The 21,385-nt window shown below is 44.2% G+C and carries 15 protein-coding genes; 8 read left to right on the forward strand and 7 right to left on the reverse strand.

Features of this window, described 5'->3' with window-relative positions; translation table 11 throughout:
• Window positions 1–122: 122 nt before the first annotated feature.
• Together L5L91_RS07470 and L5L91_RS07475 are read left to right on the forward strand one after the other, a co-directional pair.
• The gene (locus L5L91_RS07470) at window positions 123–1,157 is read left to right on the forward strand and encodes a Glu/Leu/Phe/Val dehydrogenase dimerization domain-containing protein (RefSeq protein ID WP_263236026.1); all 1,035 of its coding nucleotides are present in this window, start codon (window positions 123–125) and stop codon (window positions 1,155–1,157) included.
• A gap of 212 nt (window positions 1,158–1,369) precedes the next feature.
• The gene (locus L5L91_RS07475; protein WP_011789104.1) at window positions 1,370–1,714 is read left to right on the forward strand and encodes a hypothetical protein; all 345 of its coding nucleotides are present in this window, start codon (window positions 1,370–1,372) and stop codon (window positions 1,712–1,714) included.
• A gap of 137 nt (window positions 1,715–1,851) precedes the next feature.
• On the opposite strand, the gene L5L91_RS07480 is transcribed toward L5L91_RS07475, so the two are convergent.
• The 4 genes from L5L91_RS07480 to ppsA form a co-directional block, all read right to left on the reverse strand.
• Window positions 1,852–2,268 carry a MarR family winged helix-turn-helix transcriptional regulator gene (locus tag L5L91_RS07480; protein ID WP_219235232.1) on the reverse strand — a complete coding sequence of 139 codons (417 nt, stop codon included), beginning with the start codon at window positions 2,266–2,268 and terminating at the stop codon, window positions 1,852–1,854.
• Window positions 2,269–2,412: 144 nt separating this feature from the next.
• On the reverse strand, window positions 2,413–2,886 hold the full coding sequence (locus L5L91_RS07485; protein WP_168825406.1) for a DUF1285 domain-containing protein: 474 nt from the start codon (window positions 2,884–2,886) through the stop codon (window positions 2,413–2,415).
• A 125-nt stretch (window positions 2,887–3,011) separates the two neighbouring features.
• Window positions 3,012–6,053, reverse strand: a complete 3,042-nt coding sequence (locus tag L5L91_RS07490; protein WP_263236028.1) for an FAD-binding and (Fe-S)-binding domain-containing protein — start codon at window positions 6,051–6,053, stop codon at window positions 3,012–3,014.
• A gap of 98 nt (window positions 6,054–6,151) precedes the next feature.
• Window positions 6,152–8,521 carry a phosphoenolpyruvate synthase gene (gene ppsA, locus L5L91_RS07495; RefSeq protein ID WP_028759726.1) on the reverse strand — a complete coding sequence of 790 codons (2,370 nt, stop codon included), beginning with the start codon at window positions 8,519–8,521 and terminating at the stop codon, window positions 6,152–6,154.
• A gap of 124 nt (window positions 8,522–8,645) precedes the next feature.
• Between ppsA and L5L91_RS07500 the strand changes: the two genes are divergently transcribed.
• From L5L91_RS07500 to L5L91_RS07515, 4 genes are all read left to right on the forward strand, one after another.
• The gene (locus L5L91_RS07500; protein WP_028759725.1) at window positions 8,646–9,458 is read left to right on the forward strand and encodes a pyruvate, water dikinase regulatory protein; all 813 of its coding nucleotides are present in this window, start codon (window positions 8,646–8,648) and stop codon (window positions 9,456–9,458) included.
• Between the two features lie 182 nt (window positions 9,459–9,640).
• A complete protein-coding gene (locus L5L91_RS07505) occupies window positions 9,641–10,705 on the forward strand; it encodes a 3-deoxy-7-phosphoheptulonate synthase (RefSeq protein WP_028759724.1) in 1,065 nt (354 codons plus the stop codon).
• Between the two features lie 179 nt (window positions 10,706–10,884).
• Entirely contained in the window at window positions 10,885–11,349 is a 465-nt protein-coding gene (locus L5L91_RS07510; protein ID WP_173244489.1) for an acyl-CoA thioesterase, read from the forward strand.
• Window positions 11,350–11,569: 220 nt separating this feature from the next.
• On the forward strand, window positions 11,570–12,232 hold the full coding sequence (locus L5L91_RS07515; RefSeq protein ID WP_263195972.1) for a response regulator transcription factor: 663 nt from the start codon (window positions 11,570–11,572) through the stop codon (window positions 12,230–12,232).
• 64 nt (window positions 12,233–12,296) lie between these two features.
• Here L5L91_RS07515 and cysB read toward each other — a convergent pair whose 3' ends face one another.
• Window positions 12,297–13,280 carry an HTH-type transcriptional regulator CysB gene (cysB, locus tag L5L91_RS07520; protein ID WP_028759721.1) on the reverse strand — a complete coding sequence of 328 codons (984 nt, stop codon included), beginning with the start codon at window positions 13,278–13,280 and terminating at the stop codon, window positions 12,297–12,299.
• Between the two features lie 228 nt (window positions 13,281–13,508).
• Here cysB and zomB point away from each other — a divergent pair, with 228 nt between their 5' ends.
• Window positions 13,509–14,288 carry a flagellar motor control protein ZomB gene (gene zomB / locus L5L91_RS07525; RefSeq protein ID WP_028759720.1) on the forward strand — a complete coding sequence of 260 codons (780 nt, stop codon included), beginning with the start codon at window positions 13,509–13,511 and terminating at the stop codon, window positions 14,286–14,288.
• 242 nt (window positions 14,289–14,530) lie between these two features.
• On the opposite strand, the gene topA is transcribed toward zomB, so the two are convergent.
• The gene (gene topA / locus L5L91_RS07530; protein WP_173244486.1) at window positions 14,531–17,173 is read right to left on the reverse strand and encodes a type I DNA topoisomerase; all 2,643 of its coding nucleotides are present in this window, start codon (window positions 17,171–17,173) and stop codon (window positions 14,531–14,533) included.
• Between the two features lie 330 nt (window positions 17,174–17,503).
• On the opposite strand from topA, the gene astB reads away from it, so the two are divergent.
• Window positions 17,504–18,838: an N-succinylarginine dihydrolase gene (astB, locus tag L5L91_RS07535; RefSeq protein ID WP_173244483.1), complete on the forward strand. Its 1,335-nt coding sequence runs from the start codon at window positions 17,504–17,506 to the stop codon at window positions 18,836–18,838.
• A 103-nt stretch (window positions 18,839–18,941) separates the two neighbouring features.
• Here astB and L5L91_RS07540 read toward each other — a convergent pair whose 3' ends face one another.
• Window positions 18,942–21,383, reverse strand: a complete 2,442-nt coding sequence (locus L5L91_RS07540) for a hypothetical protein (RefSeq protein ID WP_173244480.1) — start codon at window positions 21,381–21,383, stop codon at window positions 18,942–18,944.
• Between the last annotated feature and the right edge of the window lie 2 nt (window positions 21,384–21,385).

Genomic DNA, 21,385 nt, shown 5'->3' on the forward strand with positions numbered 1-21,385 from the left:
ATTCGGTCATTATGCATGGTTGAGAGTATCGCTAAATGCTATGGTTCTGCAATAAATATAACAAGCAGTCGATAGAGGCTCACCTCGTCGGCTTTTTCATTGTGTATAGCGGAGAAATTCACGTGGCTGTATTTAATCATGTATCCTTTGACGAACATGAACAGGTTGTATTCTGTCATGATAAAGAAAGTGGCTTAAAGGCCATTGTCGCCATCCATAACACTAACCTTGGTCCTGCCGTGGGTGGATGTAGGATGTGGAACTACCAATCGGATGATGAAGCCCTGACTGACGTATTACGCCTTTCTCGTGGCATGACTTATAAAAATGCCCTAGCAGGTTTAACCATGGGCGGTGGTAAATCCGTGATCATTGCCGATCCGAAAAGACAAGATCGCGAAGCGCTGTTCCGCGCCTTTGGCCGTTTGATTAACAGCCTAGGCGGCCGCTACTATTCAGCGGAAGATGTTGGCACTACTACGGCTGATATTATGATCGCCCATGAAGAAACCCCTTATATGGCGGGTCTTGAAGGTAAAAGTGGCGATCCATCACCGTTCACAGCCCTTGGCACTTATTTAGGCATCAAAGCTGCGGTTAAACATAGACTTGGTTTAGACAGCCTTAAAGGCCTTAAAATCGCCGTTCAAGGCGTCGGTCACGTTGGCTATTACCTGTGCAAACACTTGCATAACGAAGGCGCTAAGCTGATTGTTACTGACATTCATCAAGCCTCATTAGACAAAGTCGCTACCGACTTTGGTGCCATTGTTGTCGCACCTCAAGAAATCTACGCACAAGATGTGGATGTGTATGCCCCTTGTGCCCTTGGCGCAACCTTAAACGATGCGACCTTACCGCAACTGAAAGCCAAAATTGTTGCTGGCTGTGCCAATAACCAATTAGCCGAAGTACGCCACGGTGAACAACTGAAAGAAATGGGCATACTTTACGCGCCAGACTATGTGATCAACGCAGGCGGCATTATCAACGTGTCGTTCGAAAAAGATTACGACGCAGCAAAATCGACGGCTAAAGTAGAGGAAATTTACAACACGCTACTGAAAATATTCAGCCAAGCCGATGCGCAGAACCGTACAACCGGCGCCGTGGCTGATGAAATGGCGAAAGCCATTATCGAAGCCGCTAAGCAGTAATTTTTCTACGCGTTTATTATTTTTTATGCCCGTCAAATATTGAAAAAAGCGACCTCTGGTCGCTTTTTTGTTATCTAAAATTTAATCTATCACTAAGCTCATGGTTTAGCCGCGCTTTTAATTTCGACACAGAATATTCATTTAATCACGCTGGAAAACGTCATATTTGTCTGCTTGAATTAGTCTATCAGGTCCCAGCACAGGATAGCGCTATGATCCGTTTCAAATATGATCTCAACCAAGATGTCGTAGAACTGCAAGCCAGCAATTGGAGTGGTTTAGAGCGGGTCTTCGTTAATGGACAGATGGTGTCGCACAAGCTTAACTTTAAGCCTCAAAGCGAGCATACCATTCAGCTTAAAGACGGCGCACCTTGCAAGTTTGAACTGCTTATCGATCCCCAAACCGATGAACTCATGTGCCGAATTTATAAGCAACATAGACTCGTCGCTAGCCTAAAACAAGGTAAAGAAAATTTATTAGCTAGCCGGCGTTATTTACAGCACTCAGTGATAGCCGTAAGTCTGCTTTGCGTCTTTGCACTTTACTTGAATTAATCAAACCAGTTTAATCCCGCAAAGTGAGGCATAGTGGGTGGGATTAAACTGGGAAAATAAATTGAGATAACCACATACAGATAGAAGTAAAAACGGCTAAACCACAGTTTTCTGCCATACCCATTAGATTCAAAATTTCAAGCCAAACGGTTGATTTTATTTAATAGTAAAATGAATGTCTGTTGTTCATCTTCACTTAGATTTGACAGGAATTTTTCATTGACCCGCTCAGCTTCGCAGATAAGATCTTGCTCTAATGCTTTGGCTTCATCGGTCAAAAAGATTTGGAAAGCACGCCGATTATCGACTTCTTGATGACGAGTAATAAGACCTTGCACCTGCAACTGATCGAGTAAGCGCGTCATAGTGTAATTTGCCACATCGCAACGCTTAGACAATTCAGTTTGGCTTATGCCCTCTTCTTGCCACAAAGCAAACAGCACAGGCCACAGTTTTATATCGAGTTGATATCGCTTAAGTTGCAGATCAAGCTCATTTTGCAGCTCGATATTTAAGTGGGATACAAGATAGCCTAAGCTTTCATGACGATTCAAACAGCACCTCCTACAGCAAAGGTTTAACGCGTTTTCACTTACTCTGCACGCCATCATAGGAACCCAGAGTTAGTTTTAATACTACCACTTAACCCATAATAAACTAGCTTAGACCACAGCAAATTATGTGATTAACCTACGAGCTCATTCCTCATCTAGATCAGATAAATTGAATTCATTCACAAAATTATAGTAACAGGCCCGACCTAATTTGCCCCATAAACCGCGCTCAAGCGGCAAATAAACACTGTCATCGGTGAGCTTCATCTGTTTTATATCGACTTTGTGGTGCTGTGTTTCAATGCTGGTTCTTACATTGAGCAGCGAATGGGGTTGCGCTCGCTCGAAATCGACAATCAGTAAGGGGGCATCTTCAACCCGCACTCGCACCTTCTCCACTGGGGTAATTAAGAAATACTCATCATCAATGCAATGCAAAATACTGGCGAACAACTTAGCAAACTTGGCTGGCAGCGATGTGCCTAGATAGGTCCAATCACCCAAGGCGTTAATGTCAAACAATGGGACTTCACTGCACAATGGCGCAACCGAGGTTAGCCTACTATCAGCGGCGAATTGTTTGAGCGTGTGTTGAATACTGTAAGTCATCTTTTCCATCTAGGCCTCCATCATCCATAAAAAAACCAGCCTTGCGGCTGGCTTTAGTGTGACATTCAACACTGGGATATACCAGTGAGGATAATTACGGTCTGACTAACGCAATCAAAACGATATAAACACCATTAGATATTTGCTAACTCGAGTAAGGCCTCAAGTGGATGCTTTGGCTTGTATCCGGCAAAACGTTTTACCTGACTACGGCACGAATAACCAGACACTAACACTTGCGGCTGCTCAATTTTCGCTAGCGTTTGCTGCCAAGACATATCAAACAAGGCTTTAGAGCGCTCGAGGTTTTCTGCCTCATGACCATAGGTTCCCGCCATACCACAACAACCTAAATTGACTGCGGTTAACTTAGCGCCAAAATGGGCAAAGATTTTAGTCCACTCATTGGCGGTATTTGGCTTGGCCGTCGATTCGGTACAATGACTAAACCAAGTATATTGCTTATCTTGCGCAGCTTTTGCAGGTAAATCTTTGATGACATTCAGTAGCCATTCGTTGGCTAACTTGACCTCAAAATTACCGCGATTAGCCCCTAAGACTTCACGGTATTCATCACGATAACACAAGACTAAGGCAGGATCGATGCCGACCATGGGCATGCCCAGTTTATGGACTTGGTTCAAAAAGTCTGCACTCGACTGCGCCGTTTTAGCAAACTTATCTAAAAATCCCTTGATATGTGTTGGCTTACCATTGGGTTTGTAGGGCAATAACACCGGCTTTAAGCCGAGTTTTTCTATCAATTGGATAAAGCGCAGCACAAGACCTGAGTCATAGAAACTGTTAAAAGGATCTTGTACCACCAACACAAACTGCGAGCGCTTCTCTTCAGGAATCGCTTGCAACGCAGCTAAGTCGTAACCACGGCTTGCATGACCATCGAGTCTTTGCTTCAAAGTCGGCACAGATAACGCAGGCGCATCCACATAACCAATCGCCTGTTTAATCACCCATTGGCTCAATGGATTTTGTGCAACAAAGTTAGTGAGACGCGGTGCCGCAGCCATCAATGGCAAGCTATCTTCAATCCCGGCAACGAGATAGTCTTTCGCGGGTCTTAAATAGCGTTGATAGTAAATATTGAAGAACTGCGCCCTAAACTTAGGCACATCCACTTTAACCGGACATTGTCCAGAGCAGGCTTTACAGGCTAAACAGCCCTTGAGCGATTCCATCACCTCGTGGGAGTAATCATAATCACGTTTGGCATTGATGGTATTTTGTATGCGCTGCAATATACCAAAAGGTTTCGCTTTTGCGAGGGCATTAACATCAACCCCTTCAGCCTCAAGCAGTCTTAGCCACTCTCTCATGAGCCCTGCACGCCCCTTAGGTGACTGCACTCTGTCACCCGTCACCTTAAACGATGGGCACATAGGCGAATAGCTACTGTAATTAAAACACAGGCCATTACCGTTACAATTCATCACATCGGGGAACGCATCACGCACATCAACGGGGATTTGTCGATCAAACTGACCGCGCTTAGCACTGTCGACATCGTAATAGAGGGCACCTGTATCTTTAGGCGCCACCAGCTTGCCGGGATTGAGTCGGTTATCGGGGTCAAACAAACCTTTAATATCTTGCAACACTCCGAAAAGTTCATCACCAAAGACAGCTGGACCGTATTCACCGCGCACGCCTTTACCGTGTTCACCCCACATTAGGCCGCCGTATTTAAGCGTCAGTGCCGCGACTTGATCAGAAATGACTCGTAGTAATTTTTCATCTTCAACATCGCACATATCGAGCGCGGGTCGCACATGCAACACGCCCGCATCCACATGGCCGAACATACCGTATTGCAGATTATGCCCGTCGAGTAACGCGCGAAACTCCATAATGTAATCGGCGAGTTTTTCGGGCGGTACCGCAGTATCTTCAGCAAAGGCGATGGGCTTACGGCGACCTTTAGTGGCGCCGAGTAAGCCAACGGCTTTTTTACGCATGCCGTAAATTTTTTCGATACTCGGCTTATCTTGCGTCACTTGGTAACCCAATACACCGCACTCGCCTTTGCTGATCTGCTCAGTTAACACAGCTTCCAAACTCGCGAGCTTTTGCTCAACTTCGACCGTGTCACCTGCAAATTCGACCATATTGAGGCCATCAATAACTTTACCTGGCACTTCTTGGATAAGATCAGCCACTGAATGCCAGACAATATCTTCACGGGCTAAATTAAGCACTTTTGAATCGACGGTTTCGACCACAGTCGCCCGCGCGGCAACTAAGGATGGCGCATGACGCAATGCCGATTGGAACGAATCGTACTTAATGTTCACCATAGCGCGCTCAGTCGGCAGCGGGGTGATATTAAGTTTGGCTTCGGTTATCACCGCAAGCGTGCCCTCTGAGCCCGTCAGAATTCGTGATAAATCGAATTGCGTCAGCTTGTCGTTCCACACGTGTTTTAAGTCATAGCCAGTGAGAAAACGATTGAGCTTAGGAAATTGGTTTTCAATCTGAGTACGCTTTTCACGGCATACCGCCGCCACAGCAGAAATCAGTTTCTGCCCCAGCGAATTATCACTGACATTATCGGGGTTACACAGTAGTCCCGCATCTAGGGGATGCGTATCCAGCACACTGCCATCGATCAGCACACTGCGCAGCGCCAGCACGTGATCTGACGTCTTACCATAGACCAGTGAGCCCGCACCCGAGGCATCGGTATTGATCATGCCACCAATAGTGGCGCGGTTTGAAGTGGATAAATCGGGACTAAAAAAAAATCCATGGGGACGCAATGCATCGTTAAGCGCATCTTTAATCACGCCAGCTTCGACTCGAACCCAACCTTGCTCAGCATTCACTTCGAGCACACGGTTCATGTAACGCGACACATCCAAAATCAAACCATGGGTCAGTGATTGTCCGTTGGTGCCCGTACCACCGCCCCGCGCACTGAAGGTCACGCTGCGAAATGCGTCAGTAGCAGCCAGCGTCAATGCAATTTGAATATCCTGCTGATTTTTAGGATAAAGCACGGCTTGAGGCAAAAATTGATATACAGAGTTGTCGGTGGCTTGCACTAAACGTGCGCTGTAACGTTTGTCTATATCACCGGAATACTCACTTTGCTCCAGTGCATCAAGGTATGCCAAATACACTGGCTCTAATGTTTGTTGATGTGATAGCAGGGGTAGCATAGATGGCTTCTGTCAATTATCGTTATGGCGCCATTATAAACAAAAAAAAGCCGCTAAAAAGCGGCTTTTTTAACAAGTTTATAAAATTACTATCTAGATCAACCGTGCGCTTCGGCTAAATACAACCAAGTATCAATCACAGTATCAGGGTTTAATGACACTGTATCTATGCCTTGTTCTACCAACCAAGCGGCAAAATCAGCGTGATCTGAAGGACCTTGACCACAAATACCTATGTAAGCGCCCTTCGCTTTAGCCGCTTTAATGGCTAATGAAAGTAGCATTTTAACGGCTTCATCACGCTCATCGAATAAATGGCTAATGATACCTGAGTCACGGTCAAGGCCGAGTGTCAGCTGAGTTAAATCGTTTGAGCCGATAGAGAAGCCATCGAAATGCTCAAGGAATTGGTCTGCTAACAGGGCGTTTGAAGGCACTTCACACATCATGATGACACGTAAACCGTCTTTACCGCGCTCTAAACCTTGCTCTTTGAGCAGGCCGACCACTTGCTCAGCTTCTTTCACTGTGCGAACGAATGGGATCATGACTTCAACGTTTTTCAGACCCATGTCATTACGAACGCGTTTGATCGCTTCACACTCAAGGGCAAAACAGTCACGGAAGGATTCAGAGATATAACGGCTCGCACCGCGGAAGCCCAGCATTGGGTTCTCTTCTTCCGGCTCGTATCTGTCACCACCAACCAAGTTTGCGTATTCGTTAGACTTAAAGTCTGACATACGTACGATCACTTTCTTTGGATAGAAAGCTGAACCGATAGTCGCAATACCTTCAACCAGACGGGCAATATAGAACTCAACAGGTGATTCATAACCAGCAATCATTTCGTTGATTTCAGTTTGCAACGCTGCATCCTGTTGATTGAATTCGAGCAGTGCCTTTGGATGGATGCCGATCATACGGTTGATGATGAATTCTAAACGCGCTAGACCCACACCTTCGTTTGGCAAACGAGCAAAATCAAATGCACGATCAGGGTTCCCCACGTTCATCATGATTTTCATTGGCAATGCAGGCAGAGAGTCAACACGGTTTGAAATCACTTCAAACTCTTGTTTACCTTCGTAGATAAAGCCAGTGTCACCTTCGGCGCAAGAAACAGTCACGATTTGACCATTCTTGATACGGTCAGTCACGTCACCACAACCCACCACCGCTGGCACACCTAATTCGCGGGCGATAATTGCCGCATGACAGGTACGACCGCCACGGTTTGTGACGATAGCACTTGCGCGCTTCATGATAGGTTCCCAATCAGGATCTGTCATGTCTGTCACTAACACATCACCAGGTTGGATTTGATCCATATCGGCGATTGAGGTTAATACTTTGGCTACACCAGTACCCACTTTATGACCGATAGCGCGACCTTCACAGATCACAGCGCCACGGCTCTTTAAGTGATAACGTTCAATCAATTGCACATCTTCACGGCTACGAACCGTTTCTGGACGCGCTTGAACGATATACAATTTGCCATCATTGCCGTCTTTTGCCCATTCGATGTCCATTGGACGGCCGTAATGTTTTTCGATCACCATGGCTTGTTTGGCTAATTCTTCAACTTCAGCGTCATTGATAGAGAATTGACGACGTTTGTCAGCAGTCACGTCTTCAATTTTGACTTGTTTGCCGTGAGCAGCATCATCTGAATACACCATTTGGATGAGCTTGCTACCGATATTACGGCGCACAACAGCCTTGTGACCTAAGGCTAAAATAGGTTTATGAACATAAAATTCATCTGGGTTTACCGCGCCTTGAACAACCATTTCACCCAGACCAAAAGATGAAGTGATAAACACCACATCGTTATTGCCAGATTCAGTGTCCATAGTGAACATCACACCTGAAGCCGCTTTATCTGAACGAACCATGCGTTGTACGCCAGCAGACAAGGCAACACCGTGGTGCTCATAACCTTGATGCACACGGTAGGAAATAGCGCGATCGTTAAAGAGTGAAGCGTACACATGCTTGATCGCTGTCAGTACGGATTCAAATCCTTTTACGTTTAAGAAAGTTTCTTGCTGACCCGCAAAAGAGGCATCTGGCATATCTTCAGCTGTTGCAGAAGAACGTACCGCGAATGACGCTTCGCTAGTTTCAGCGGCAAGTTTATCGTAAGCTTCACGAATCGCTTGCTCTAATGCTGGTTGAAATGGAGTGTCGATAACCCACTGTCTGATCTGTGCACCTACTTTAGCCAGCGCATTGACATCATCTACATCCAGTGTGGCTAGAATGTCATAAATCTTCTGGTTAACTCCGCTTTGTTCAAGGAACTCGTTGAACGCATGGGAAGTTGTCGCAAATCCGCCAGGTACTTGAACACCGGCATTGGCCAGATTGCTGATCATCTCGCCTAGAGAAGCATTTTTACCGCCAACCAAGTTGACGTCACCCATGCCTAATTCTTGATACCAGAGTACGTATTGCTGCACAGTTCTATCTCCGCAAGTTTATTTCAGTGGCCCCTTCACACGAGGGCAGCGGCATTTTACACTCCTGTCGAACACGCGTAAATCTATAATTTTATTTGTAATTTTATTACTACAAGAGGTCAGTATGGCACCAAAAGTATTCTATATCTCCGACGGGACAGCGATCACAGCTGAAGTTTTTGGTCATGCGGTTCTCTCGCAATTTCCATTAGAATTTGAGTCACTTACGATTCCATTTGTCGAAACTCTGACGAAAGCGGAGCAAGTTAAGCGACAAATTAATGATTGTTTTATTACAACAGGTGAGCGGCCGTTAGTATTCCATTCCATCGTAAAAGCCGAGATCCGCGACATCATCTACTCGAGTGAAGGGGTTGATTATGATTTTTTGAATACTTTTGTGGCCCCACTCGAACAACATTTAGGTGTTTCTGCCTCTCCAGTTGTACATAGAACCCATGGAAAAGCGAATCACGGCTATGAAGCGCGTATTGATGCCATTAATTTCGCCATGGATAACGATGATGGCCAGACCATGAAACATATGGATCAAGCCGATCTGGTTTTACTTGGGGTCTCTCGCTGTGGCAAAACGCCATCGAGCCTGTATTTATCAATGCAGTTCGGTATAAAAGCGGCAAACTACCCTTTCACCGAAGATGATATGGATAACCTTAAGTTACCTGAAGCGCTGAAACGCAATAAGAAAAAACTGTTTGGTTTAACGATTGATCCCGTGCGTTTACATGAAATCCGTCAGAGTCGAATGGAGAATAGCCGCTATTCATCGCTCAAACAGTGCCGCTTAGAAGTCAAAGAAGTGGAAATGCTGTTTAAACGCGAACGCATTCCTTACATAGACACCACTAATCATTCCGTGGAAGAAATTGCCACTAAAATATTAGATGTCACGGGCCTAGAACGGCATATGTTCTAAGCCTAATAAGCCAAAATCAGCAAAAGAAACCGAGTGAATTTAGTCTAAAAGAAACTAACTTAAATCAAATTCATTGCACAGTTGCCGACAATTAACGCAATTGGCACTGTGCAACTCGGTTCGATTCGTTATAATCCGAGGCAATCTGGCGAAAAGCGCCGCACGCAAGCTCGGTATTTTGAATGACCATAAAAACAGACGAACTACGCACTTCCTTATTAGCAAAAGTCATCTCACCTGCGCAACTGGCATCTGAGTTCCCATTAACTCAAGATGCAGCCGATTATCTGGTTCAGCAACGTCGTGAAGTCGAAGCCATCATTATGGGTGAAGACCAACGTCTATTAGTGATCATAGGCCCATGTTCAATCCACGATACTAAAGCGGCATTAGATTATGCTCAACGCTTAGCCGCGTTACACCAAGAATTGAAAGATGACTTGTGTATCTTAATGCGCGTCTATTTTGAAAAACCCCGCACAATTGTCGGTTGGAAAGGATTAATTTCTGATCCCGATCTCGATGGCAGTTTCGAACCAAACAAAGGTTTACGCATTGCCCGCGAATTGCTGCAACAAATCACTGAATTAAAATTGCCTATCGCCACCGAATTTTTAGATATGGTGAACGGTCAGTACATAGCGGATCTCATCACTTGGGGTGCTATTGGTGCGCGTACTACGGAAAGCCAAGTCCACCGTGAAATGGCTTCGGCACTGTCTTGCCCCGTTGGTTTTAAAAATGGTACTGATGGGAACATCAATATTGCCGTTGATGCAGTGCGTGCCGCACAAGTGCCACATGTTTTCTATTCACCGGATAAAGATGGCGCTATGGCGGTCTATCGCACCCACGGCAACCCGTTTGGCCATATCATCCTACGTGGTGGCAAAAAACCTAATTATCACGCACAAGATATCGAAGAAGCGCGTCAACAGCTTGCATCTGTTGGGGTAACTCAACGTATGGTTATCGATTTCAGCCACGGAAACAGTGAGAAGAACCATCTCAAACAGCTGATGGTCGCCGATGAAATTATGACTCAAATGCGTGCTGGCAGCACTGCCATCGCAGGTATTATGGCTGAAAGCTTCTTACAAGAAGGTAATCAAAAAGTCGTTGAAGGCCAGCCACTATGTTATGGCCAAAGTATCACAGACGCCTGCTTACATTGGGACGACTCTGAAATTCTGCTACGTAAGCTCGCAGCGGCTTCCCGCGAAAGAAAAGCACTGTTAACCAAATAAATCTGAAGTAAAATAAATCGTCCAATAAAAAACCGATCTCATTTCGGTTTTTTATTGGAAGCATGACATTATCCTCAGTCATATGCCTACTGCGCCTTAAAGCCTGTAGTTTTCTATCTTTAACCACCATAAATCTTTATAATTCGAGCTTATTTTGCTGCATTACCTTAGGTTGCTGTATGTCGCTTACGCCCATTTCTCCAAACACCGAAAATACCTCACGAATCGAAGCCGCTGAAACACCCTTTTCTGACGCAATTCAAACTCGAATTGATTCCTCAGAAGCGCGTGTGATTAAAGCAGTATTCCCCTCTATCACCAACCATCACAATACGTTATTTGGTGGCGAAGCTTTAGCGTGGATGGATGAAACAGCCTTTATTGCGGCAACTCGTTTCTGCCGTAAAACCTTAGTCACAGTGAGTTCCGATAGAATTGATTTTAAAAAGCCTATCCCAGCAGGCACACTAGCCGAACTCATCGCTCGTGTAATCCATGTAGGTAATACGTCATTAAAAGTTGAAGTCAACATCTATGTCGAAGACATGTATCAAGACCATCGAGAGCATGCCATACGTGGTGTCTTCACCTTTGTTGCGGTTGACGAACAACGAAATCCTACAAAAGTGTGGACATATGGGTAGTTTTTAGACGATTTTAAAGTATAGGTTAGCCCGTACTTTCGGGCTTTCAATTGAAACCATACGGTCCATCTTTTTCCCCGTAAAACACCGACCAAAGTCTAACAACCAGAAACATATCAAAATTTTGTCCTTATTCCTGAATAAAGCAATAGGATCCTTGATTACTTTTCTGTTACATTGAGTTCAATCTTCACGCGCACCGAACATAATCATAAAAGCCATGAAGCTAGAAAACTTAAATATTATTATCGCAGACGATCATCCATTGTTCAGAAATGCACTACGTCAAGCACTGACCAGCGCTTTCGAGCATGCACAGTGGTTTGAAGCCGACAGTGCTGACGCACTGCAATCTGTATTGGATGTTCGAAGCGTCGATTACGATCTTGTACTGTTAGATCTGCAGATGCCCGGGTCCCACGGCTACTCCACGCTTATCCACCTACGCTCACATTATCCTGAGTTACCCGTTGTGGTGATTTCAGCCCACGAGGATATCAATACCATTAGCCGTGCGATTCATTATGGCAGCAGTGGTTTTATCCCTAAATCAGCTTCAATGGAAACCCTAAAAGAGGCGCTAAGTGCGGTGTTATTCGGTGATATTTGGTTGCCTAAAGGCACTGAGATTATTGCTATCAATGACGATGCCATTGATAAAATGGCCAACAAGTTATCCGATCTCACGCCGCAACAATATAAAGTGTTGCAGATGTTTGCCGAAGGTTTATTAAATAAACAAATAGCCTACGATCTTGGCGTGTCTGAGGCGACCATCAAGGCGCACGCGACTGCCATATTTAGAAAACTTGGCGTTCGCAACCGCACTCAAGCAGTTATTGCCCTTGCGCAACTCGAGATGGATAAAGTCGATTTATCTTAATCGCTAAACCCATAAAAAATGCCGCTTTTATTAGCGGCATTTTTATGTTTGTAAATCATCCAAGTTAACGCATTGGCAGATTTTTATCGGCAAACATTTCATCTATGAGCTGTTGATCCCGTAATGCTACGGCTTTCTCCACCACATCACGGGTTAAATGCGGCGCAAAGTGCTGAATAAAATCATACATATAACTGCGCAAGAAACTGCCCTTCCTAAAACCAATTTTAGTCGTACTGTGGGCAAACAAATGACCAGCATCAATAGCGACTAAATCTTTATCAACATTTGGATCAATGGCCATAGACGCGATGACCCCCACGCCTAATCCTAAACGAACATAGGTTTTAAGCACGTCGGCACTGGTCGCACTAAAGACAACACGCGGCTCTAAATTGGCCCGATTGAACGCTTTCTCAATTTCAGAAGCACGGTCAAAACCAAAGACATAGGTCACTAAGGGGAAACGGGCTAAATCTTCGATACTAATCAAGCTGCCTTGATTGCGGGTCGCAAGAGGATGGTCTTTGGGCACAACGATAGAGCGGTTCCAGTGGTAACAAGGCAACATGATCAGATCTGAATATAAATGCATTGCTTCGGTCGCAATGGCAAAATCTGCATCACCGCGAGCCGCCTGTTCGCTGATCTGCGACGGTGTCCCTTGGTGCATATGCAAGTTCACTTTAGGATAGCGATCAATAAACTGACGAATTATCGTCGGTAATGCATAGCGTGCCTGAGTATCTGTTGTGGAAATATTTAACTCACCTTGATCTGGCTTAGTATATTCTTCAGACACTTTTTTGATACTTTCAACTTTACCTAAAATATCATTGGCAATGCTGATCACTTGCAAACCCGCAGGTGTGACATGGGTTAAATGCTTACCGCTACGACCAAATATTTGGATCCCCAACTCATCTTCAAGCATACGAACTTGTTTACTGATCCCAGGTTGAGAGGTATACAAGTTTTCAGCTGTCGCCGATACATTGAGGTTATGTTTTACGACCTCAGCAATATACCTGAGTTGTTGCAGTTTCATCTTATTTCCTTGTCTCAAACACGCAAAATGCCATTAACAACTGAGCCCTCAAAGCACTCTCAGCTATAATCAATCGTTATAGTATATAGTAAAAATTAAAGCAAATAGGAATATAGAGCACAAGTCTACAGATTCATACGACAGAAATGATAACCTAGGCTAAGATAACTATGCTAGTTTATTGATTTATTGTAGCATTAGCTCAATTGGATAAATAATGGAACATCTATGTCATTCACCTTGGTTCTGATCCTCATCGGTGCGCTTTTACTGCTTGTTATCGGAATTAACGTATTACAGCAACAAAAAGAACGTGTAGAGGCTGAGCGTCGCATTGAATTTGCCCGTCAAAGAGCAATTATCGATGAAACTGAAACTGTGTTATCAAACACAGGAATGATGCCTTGTAGCACGAATATAGTATTGGTTTTGTACCGGCGTGTACAAGATGCCTTGCAGTCTGCAACAGCGATCAGTAATGGCCAACAACAGTCTGACTACCAACGTCGCTTAGCCGATATTAATAATCAAATAACAAGCTTACAGTCTGGACAACCTCAAACTCCTCCAATTGAGAATTTCAGACTACCCGATAATGACAAACAAATTTTAGCGCTTGTTCAAACCTTAAAAAAATTAAAGGCGATACTCAGAGCCGAGCATAATAAAGGTAAAGTCGATCCGAGCATTTTTGCTCAAGAAGAAAGCCGCATCGACAGTTTACAGCTCAGAATTAATGTCGATTCTATGCTTTCTCGTGCCCGCGCGGCCAGTTTTATGAAGCAATATGGCTCATCAAAACAAATGGTAACCAAAGCCCTATCAACATTACACGCCATTAAGGCACAAACGCCTAATGATCCCTTCATTGGGCGTAAAGTCGATGAGGCTAAACAATTACTTGATGAAATTATGGGGGCACAGAAACAATCTGAGCCCAGTGCGCCTAGACCTAAAAATGAAGAAGATGATATCGATATGCTGTTTCAACCTAAAAAGAAATGGTGATCAGTCTCTATTTGCTTACCGTTAAGTTGAATTAGCGACACATTTGCCACTCATGCTACCGCGTCATTGTGAGTCAGTTTGTATCTGTAAGTGTAAAGTACTCAGTAAGTGTAAAGTACTCAACATGTTTGAATTATTATCTATAGCAACAAATTGATATCGAAAATGCAAACAAAAAGCCAAGTCATATCTGACTTGGCTTTTTTGTTGTTCTCTTAGCGTTAAGCTAGCTTAATCCGTCGCTATGCGCCTTTCTTGGCCTTCTTGGTAGATTCACTCACCCACTTCCCATTGACGTAATGCGCAGACCAACCCGTGGCTTTGCCATCGACTTCAGTCGCAACGTATTGCTCTTTCGTCTTACGGCTAAACTTCACCGCAGCCTTATTGCCTTCATCATCAGTGACTGGCGCATCCGCTAAATACTGATACTTAGGCCATAGCAGCTCACGGTATTGAACCAGTTCCTCAACCAAAGGCGCACGGGTTTCACGTGATTTAGGAAAAGTACTAGCCGCTAAGAAGATACCCGCCGCACCATCACGTAATACGAAATGGGCATCCGATTTACTGCATTTCAGTTCAGGTAAATAAATAGGATCTTCTTTTGGCGGCGCCGCCTCACCATTTTTCAGTAATTTACGGGTATTCTTACACTCCTCATTGGTACAGCCAAAATACTTACCAAAACGACCATTTTTCAGTTCCATATCGTGACCACAGCGATCACACTCAATCAGTGGACCTTCATAGCCTTTGATCTTGAATTGGCCTTCTTCGACTTCATAACCTTCACAGATTGGATTGTTACCGCAGACGTGTAACTTACGCTTCTCATCGATCAGGTAACTGTCCATTGCCGTGCCGCAAATACTACAACGGTGCTTCGCACGCAGTGCATCTGTTTCGGCATCTTCACTGTTTTCGCTAATCGCCTCAACGCCAGGCGTGAGGTTCATCGTCGTCTTACAGCGTTCTTTAGGGGGCAATTCATAACCAGAGCAACCAAGGAAAACGCCAGTCGTTCCCGTGCGGATACCCATAGGACGACCACAGGTTGGGCACTTGATATCCGTCATCACCATTTGGTTAAGACGCATGCCACCTTCTTCAGGATCCAGCTCCGCTTTTTCTAATTGCTTAGTAAAGTCAGCATAGAAACCATCGAGTACTTTTTTCCAGTCTAACTCGCCCCGAGCCACATCATCTAATGTTTGCTCCATGCTGGCAGTAAAGTCATAGCTCATCAAATCAGCAAAACTGCTCACCAATCGTTCGCTGACAATTTCACCCATTTTTTCGGCATAGAAACGACGATTCTCAACTTTTACATAACCACGATCTTGAATCGTTGAAATGATGGTTGCGTAAGTTGATGGGCGGCCAATGCCGCGTTTTTCTAATTCTTTTACTAAAGAAGCTTCGCTGTATCGTGCTGGCGGCTTAGTAAAATGTTGTTTAGGCAGCAATTCTTTTAATGCTAATACATCGCCCTGTGCCACGAATGGTAAAGTATTGTCTTCTTCGTTTTTCTTCTTAAGCGCTGTTTGTACGCGAGTCCAACCATCAAAACGTAAGGTACGTCCCGTGGCTTTGAGCTCATAATCACCCGCTTTTACGGTCAACTTAGTGGCATCATATTGTGCAGGTGTCATTTGACATGAGACAAACTGGCGCCAAATAAGCTCATATAAGCGCTGAGCATCACGCTCCATGTCAGATAAGGTCGCTGCTTGCACTTGAACGTTTGATGGGCGAATCGCTTCGTGAGCTTCTTGTGCGCCTTCTTTTGATCCGTATCGAATCGGTTCGGCGGGTAGATACTTATCACCAAATTCTTTGGCAATCATATCGCGCAAGTTTTCAACGGCTTCTTGACTCAAATTGGTCGAGTCGGTACGCATATAAGTGATATGACCAGCTTCGTAAAGTCGCTGCGCCATCATCATGGTCTTCTTTACACCAAAACCTAAACGTGTACTCGCGGCCTGTTGCAGTGTCGACGTAATAAAAGGAGCCGATGGTTTACTTTGAGTCGCTTTATCTTCGCGGGCCAGCACAGTAAAACTTGCCGCAGATAACGCTTGAACCGCAGCCATCGCTTGCTGTTCATTGATAGGATTAAAGGCAGCATCTAGATGCTTAACCACTTCCATCCGCAAAGCTTCTTGAGCGGGCGTATTGAGCTCTGCGTGTACATCCCAAAATTCTTCAGGCACAAAGGCTTTGATTTCGCTTTCGCGTTCGACCACTAAACGCACGGCAACCGACTGCACTCGCCCAGCGGATAAACCACGAGCGACTTTTTTCCACAGCAGAGGCGACACCATAAAACCGACAACTCTGTCTAAGAAGCGGCGCGCTTGTTGGGCATTAACCATGTTAGTGTCGAGTGTCGACGGTTTACTAAAAGCATCTTGAATCGCAGACTTAGTAATTTCGTTGAAAACAACACGTTGATACCGTGAAGGATCACCACCAATCACCTCTTGCAAATGCCAGGCGATAGCTTCTCCCTCACGGTCTAAGTCGGTTGCGAGATAGATTTGGTCAGCAGAATCGGCAAGTGCCTGTAACTCTTTAACGACTTTTTCTTTACCCGGCAAAATTTGGTACTTAGCCGCCCAGCCCTTTTCAGGGTTTACGCCCATACGAGACACTAGCGCTTGCTGATCTTTCACCTTTTTATATTGAGCTTTTTCTTCTGGCGACATCTTCTTAACTTCGGCAGCGGATTTAACCTTTTCATTGCCTTCTGAAGTCGATGATGTCGGCAGATCACGGATGTGACCTACGCTCGATTTAACGATGAATTCTTTGCCAAGATATTTATTAATAGTCTTAGCTTTGGCCGGTGATTCGACAATAACTAGCGATTTACCCATAGTTTAATTTGCGCCAAAAAATCTCAAGAAGGTGGAAATTGGCACCATATATAGAGGGTTGTACTGATAGTTTCAAGTTAATCCCTCTTTTATATGTACCAGCGAGTCACTTTTTAATCAAAGTTGAAAAAATGTAAAAATATAATATGCGTAATTAAAAACTAATATTTCATTATTTGCCAGCAAGCAAGAAATAGTTATGCATTTATCGTGAAAAAGTCGCTTTGAGCACAAAACCGTCCGCTTGTGCACTCGAAAAGCTTCAGTATACTGGGTTCCCTCAGGGACCATATGAACAAATAATAACTTTCCCTATCACAAGGATAAGCAATGAAGCACTTTGAAGCGAATTTTGATGGACTCGTTGGACCAACACACAATTACGCAGGGTTGTCTTTTGGCAATGTAGCCTCACTTAGCAATGCCGCCTTAGTTTCCAACCCCAAAGCTGCAGCAAAACAAGGACTCCAAAAAGCCAAAGCACTAGCCGATATGGGCATGGTTCAAGGAATATTAGCTCCTCAAGAGCGCCCAGATCTCTATACATTGCGCCGAATTGGATTTTCCGGCTCTGATGCTAATGTATTAAAACAAGCGGCAAAAGAAGCGCCTATGTTACTTAATGCCTGTTGCAGTGCTTCCAGTATGTGGACAGCCAATGCCGCTACCGTCTCACCAAGTGCAGATACACGTGACGGCAAACTGCATTTCACCCCAGCAAATTTAGTCGACAAACTGCATCGCAGCATCGAGCCTTTGACAACGGGGCGCATATTAACAGCAACTTTCAGTGATCCCCACTATTTTCATCACCATAGTCACTTACCTGAGCATAATAGCTTCGGTGATGAAGGTGCCGCAAACCACACTCGTCTCTGCAATGAATACGGCCATGCTGGTGTTGAGCTGTTTGTTTATGGACAAGAAGCCACTAATCCCAATGCACCTAAACCGCAAAAATATCCAGCAAGACAAACCTTAGAAGCGTCGATGGCAGTCGCACGCTTACATCAGCTGGAAGACGATAATTGCGTCTTCATCCAACAGAATCCTGATGTGATTGATCAAGGTGTATTCCATAACGATGTTATCGCAGTAGGTAATCAAAATGTCCTGTTCTACCACGAACAAGCCTTCTTAAATACCCAGAATAAGATCGATGAAATTAAACGTAAACTCGACACTGAGCTGTATTTCATTGAAGTGCCAACCGCGAAAGTAGCAATTAACGACGCAGTCAAAAGCTATTTATTCAATACTCAAATTATTACGTTGCCATCCGGTGAAATGGCGATTATTGCCCCAACAGATTGCCAAGAAAATCCCGCGGTATTTGCCTATTTGAACGAATTACTCACGTTAAACACGCCGATTAAGCAAGTGCTTTATTTCGACGTAAAACAAAGCATGCAAAACGGTGGCGGTCCTGCTTGTCTTCGTTTACGTGTCGCCATGAATGAAGTGGAAGTCGCAGCGGTAAATCAACACACTCTGATGAATGATGCTTTATTTACTCGTTTAAACCTTTGGGTAGACAAACATTATCGAGACAGATTAACCACCCAAGATCTTGCAGACCCTCAGCTAATCATCGAATCTCGAACAGCTCTGGATGAACTGACACAGATTATGAAACTAGGCAGCGTGTATCAGTTCCAGCGTTAGGAATTATTCCTAACGCTGGAACTACATCATTATAAAATTCGACAGACCTACAATAGAAAAGAGCACCTTAGATGCTCTTTTTATTTGGATAAGGTCCTTAAAACTAGCTGATTCTAATCGGAATAGATAGAACCTGAGTCACTGACCCATTAGGGGTTTCAACCTCAACAATAAGAGTACCTGCATTAGGTTGCTCTTCACCTTTCAGTGTCACACTAAACTCACGTCCCGCGTTATAGTTACTACTTGGCCAAATATATTGAGCACTGCTAGCAACAGAACCTGCGCTTGCTTTAAATCTAACAATACTACCAGCAGGCATTTGTTGGTTATGTAAGTCAGATATAGTGAAATAAACAGTAGCGGCATCTTTACCTATTAAGTCAATACGTTGGTCTTTGCTGATGCTGTAACTATCGTCGATAAGCACATCAGCAATCGGAGTCGCATAAGCAGTACTTCCTGACATGACAATCACTAAACTGCCTCTCACATATAGTGATTTTGAATCTGTAATACCATCAGCACAAGCAGCATGTGCAGGCTCAGAGCAGAGTACACCGTTATATTTACTATCTTTTATATCAAAAACACCATTAGAATTAAAATCAATTAACTCTTCTAATTCCCCACCAATTTGTCCACCCGCTTGCTGAGGATTAAAAATGCCATCTTCATTATAATCATTGAAAGCATCATCCAAATCAAATGGCTTACCACTTACATCTTTTTGAGTTAAAAATGCTGTTGCTTCAGAAGAATCAAAGCGACCATTGCCATTAAGATCTGGGAAGGATTCTTCGCCAATCGCAGTAGCAGTAATAGTTGCTCGACCACCATATTTCTGGCCATAATAATTACCTAAATTAGGCGCAAGTGTCGCAATAGGATTGCGAATTAATGCGCCTGTTGCGTCAATAAGAGACTGCCCTTCAGGCCTAGTTAACTGACTCGTCCAAACAACACTACATGTACCTTTAACAGTCTGACAAGCATCTTCAATAGAGCCACCTTCAGTGGTAAAAGATACTGTTGTGCCATCTGGAACAGGGTTATTGAATGCATCGGCTAGGCGTGCAGTAACGGTCACTTTGGTGCCATCAACGTTCCAACCTTCAGCATTGAGTACTGTTGCAGAAAGTGAAAAACTGTCTTGATCGGGTATCCCTGTCGAGATGATGAGCTGACTTGATTGACTTGAAATAACTGGCGAAGAGCCAGCAATAGTGCCTGTTACTCTTACCGAAGTAGCAACAGTCCCTGTTCTTACAACTGTCTGAACAATGCCTTGATTGTTAGTCGTTGCACTTGATGGGTCAAGCACTATGCCTCCCGTCGTAGTGTTCAAACTAAAGTTAACTAACTGGTTACTTACCGGATTACTATTTGTGTCAAGTACCTTAAATTTAACTTCAGAAGATTCTGAGCCACCTGTACCTAAAATGGCGATATTTTGCGGTGTCGCAGACATAAATATAATGCTTCCCACGTTAGCAGGAAGTACTTTAATAGTGCCCGTAGCTGAAAGATTTAATCCACCTGCGTTAGCAGTAACATTAATAGGATCATCTCCAACGCAGCCCTTTGCAAGGTAAGTCGTTGTAGCTACGCCATTCACAGAGGGTACGGGTGAACTTATTATGGCTTCTGGTGATGATTTAGTTGAACAGGCCGATGAAAACTTAACATCCACAGGTTGGGTAAAAGGCTTACCTTGATCGTCCTGGATAACGACAGAAATAGTCGCGGTGCCACCTGCAGTTAAATCACTTGAACTAACACTTGCTTTACCAGCAACAAAAGGACTTCCACTACCCATGACTACATTTGTAGCACCAACCACCACTACTGTATTACCTTTTTCACCACTAGCTAAAGAGGCAACGATAGTTCCTGCACCTAACGTATTACCAGCATAAATATCAACACTAGCCTTTCCCTGACTATTTGTTACAGCAGTTTTGATAGGAAGGTCCCCAATATCATTGTCAAAGGTCACTATCGTGGGTTTATTAATGCCGGTGATAGTAGCAGTTAACTTACCTGGATTTAAGGATGTAATAGTTTGAATAGGTAAGCCTGTAATATCAGTTAAGGCTAAATTAACTTGTGCACCTCCACCCGCTTCACCGCCATCACCTTTCATCACAAAACCAATTTTCCCAGACTCCCCAGTATCAACTTTGCCAGTGACAGTACCTGCACCCGCAATAGTTGCTGTATTTAAAATAATAGTAGCAACACCTTCGGTATTCGTTAATGCCGTTGCCGTACTAGGATCAAAAGACCCAATATTAGAATTACTCAGAGTAAAAGTAACTAATTCACCAGCCAAGGAACCGAGTTTCGAATCAACAACTTTAGCTGATACTGTGGCAGGTGCTAAAGCAGAAATATCCGTATTAGTAATACTCAGAGTGACAGTGACGACACTTGGCGTCGGCGGAGTACCGGAACCATCATCAGAGATACTGCCCCCACCACCACATGCTGATAATAAAAGCGAACACAATCCTGCGAGAAAAACCTTATACGCTGACTTCATTG

It is taken from the genome of Shewanella sp. SM55 (assembly GCF_025654025.1).
Classification (GTDB): Bacteria; Pseudomonadota; Gammaproteobacteria; order Enterobacterales; family Shewanellaceae; genus Shewanella; species Shewanella oncorhynchi.

Bases quoted from the DNA above. Each gene is read 5' to 3' on its own strand.
- L5L91_RS07475 (WP_011789104.1), top strand. From the start codon at position 1,370: ATGATCCGTTTCAAATATGATCTCAACCAAGATGTCGTAGAACTGCAA.
- L5L91_RS07485 (WP_168825406.1), bottom strand. From the start codon at position 2,886: ATGGAAAAGATGACTTACAGTATTCAACACACGCTCAAACAATTCGCC.
- cysB (WP_028759721.1), bottom strand. From the start codon at position 13,280: ATGAAACTGCAACAACTCAGGTATATTGCTGAGGTCGTAAAACATAAC.
- L5L91_RS07540 (WP_173244480.1), bottom strand. From the start codon at position 21,383: ATGAAGTCAGCGTATAAGGTTTTTCTCGCAGGATTGTGTTCGCTTTTA.
- zomB (WP_028759720.1), top strand. From the start codon at position 13,509: ATGTCATTCACCTTGGTTCTGATCCTCATCGGTGCGCTTTTACTGCTT.
- L5L91_RS07505 (WP_028759724.1), top strand. From the start codon at position 9,641: ATGACCATAAAAACAGACGAACTACGCACTTCCTTATTAGCAAAAGTC.
- L5L91_RS07515 (WP_263195972.1), top strand. From the start codon at position 11,570: ATGAAGCTAGAAAACTTAAATATTATTATCGCAGACGATCATCCATTG.
- L5L91_RS07500 (WP_028759725.1), top strand. From the start codon at position 8,646: ATGGCACCAAAAGTATTCTATATCTCCGACGGGACAGCGATCACAGCT.
- astB (WP_173244483.1), top strand. From the start codon at position 17,504: ATGAAGCACTTTGAAGCGAATTTTGATGGACTCGTTGGACCAACACAC.
- topA (WP_173244486.1), bottom strand. From the start codon at position 17,173: ATGGGTAAATCGCTAGTTATTGTCGAATCACCGGCCAAAGCTAAGACT.
- L5L91_RS07510 (WP_173244489.1), top strand. From the start codon at position 10,885: ATGTCGCTTACGCCCATTTCTCCAAACACCGAAAATACCTCACGAATC.
- L5L91_RS07490 (WP_263236028.1), bottom strand. From the start codon at position 6,053: ATGCTACCCCTGCTATCACATCAACAAACATTAGAGCCAGTGTATTTG.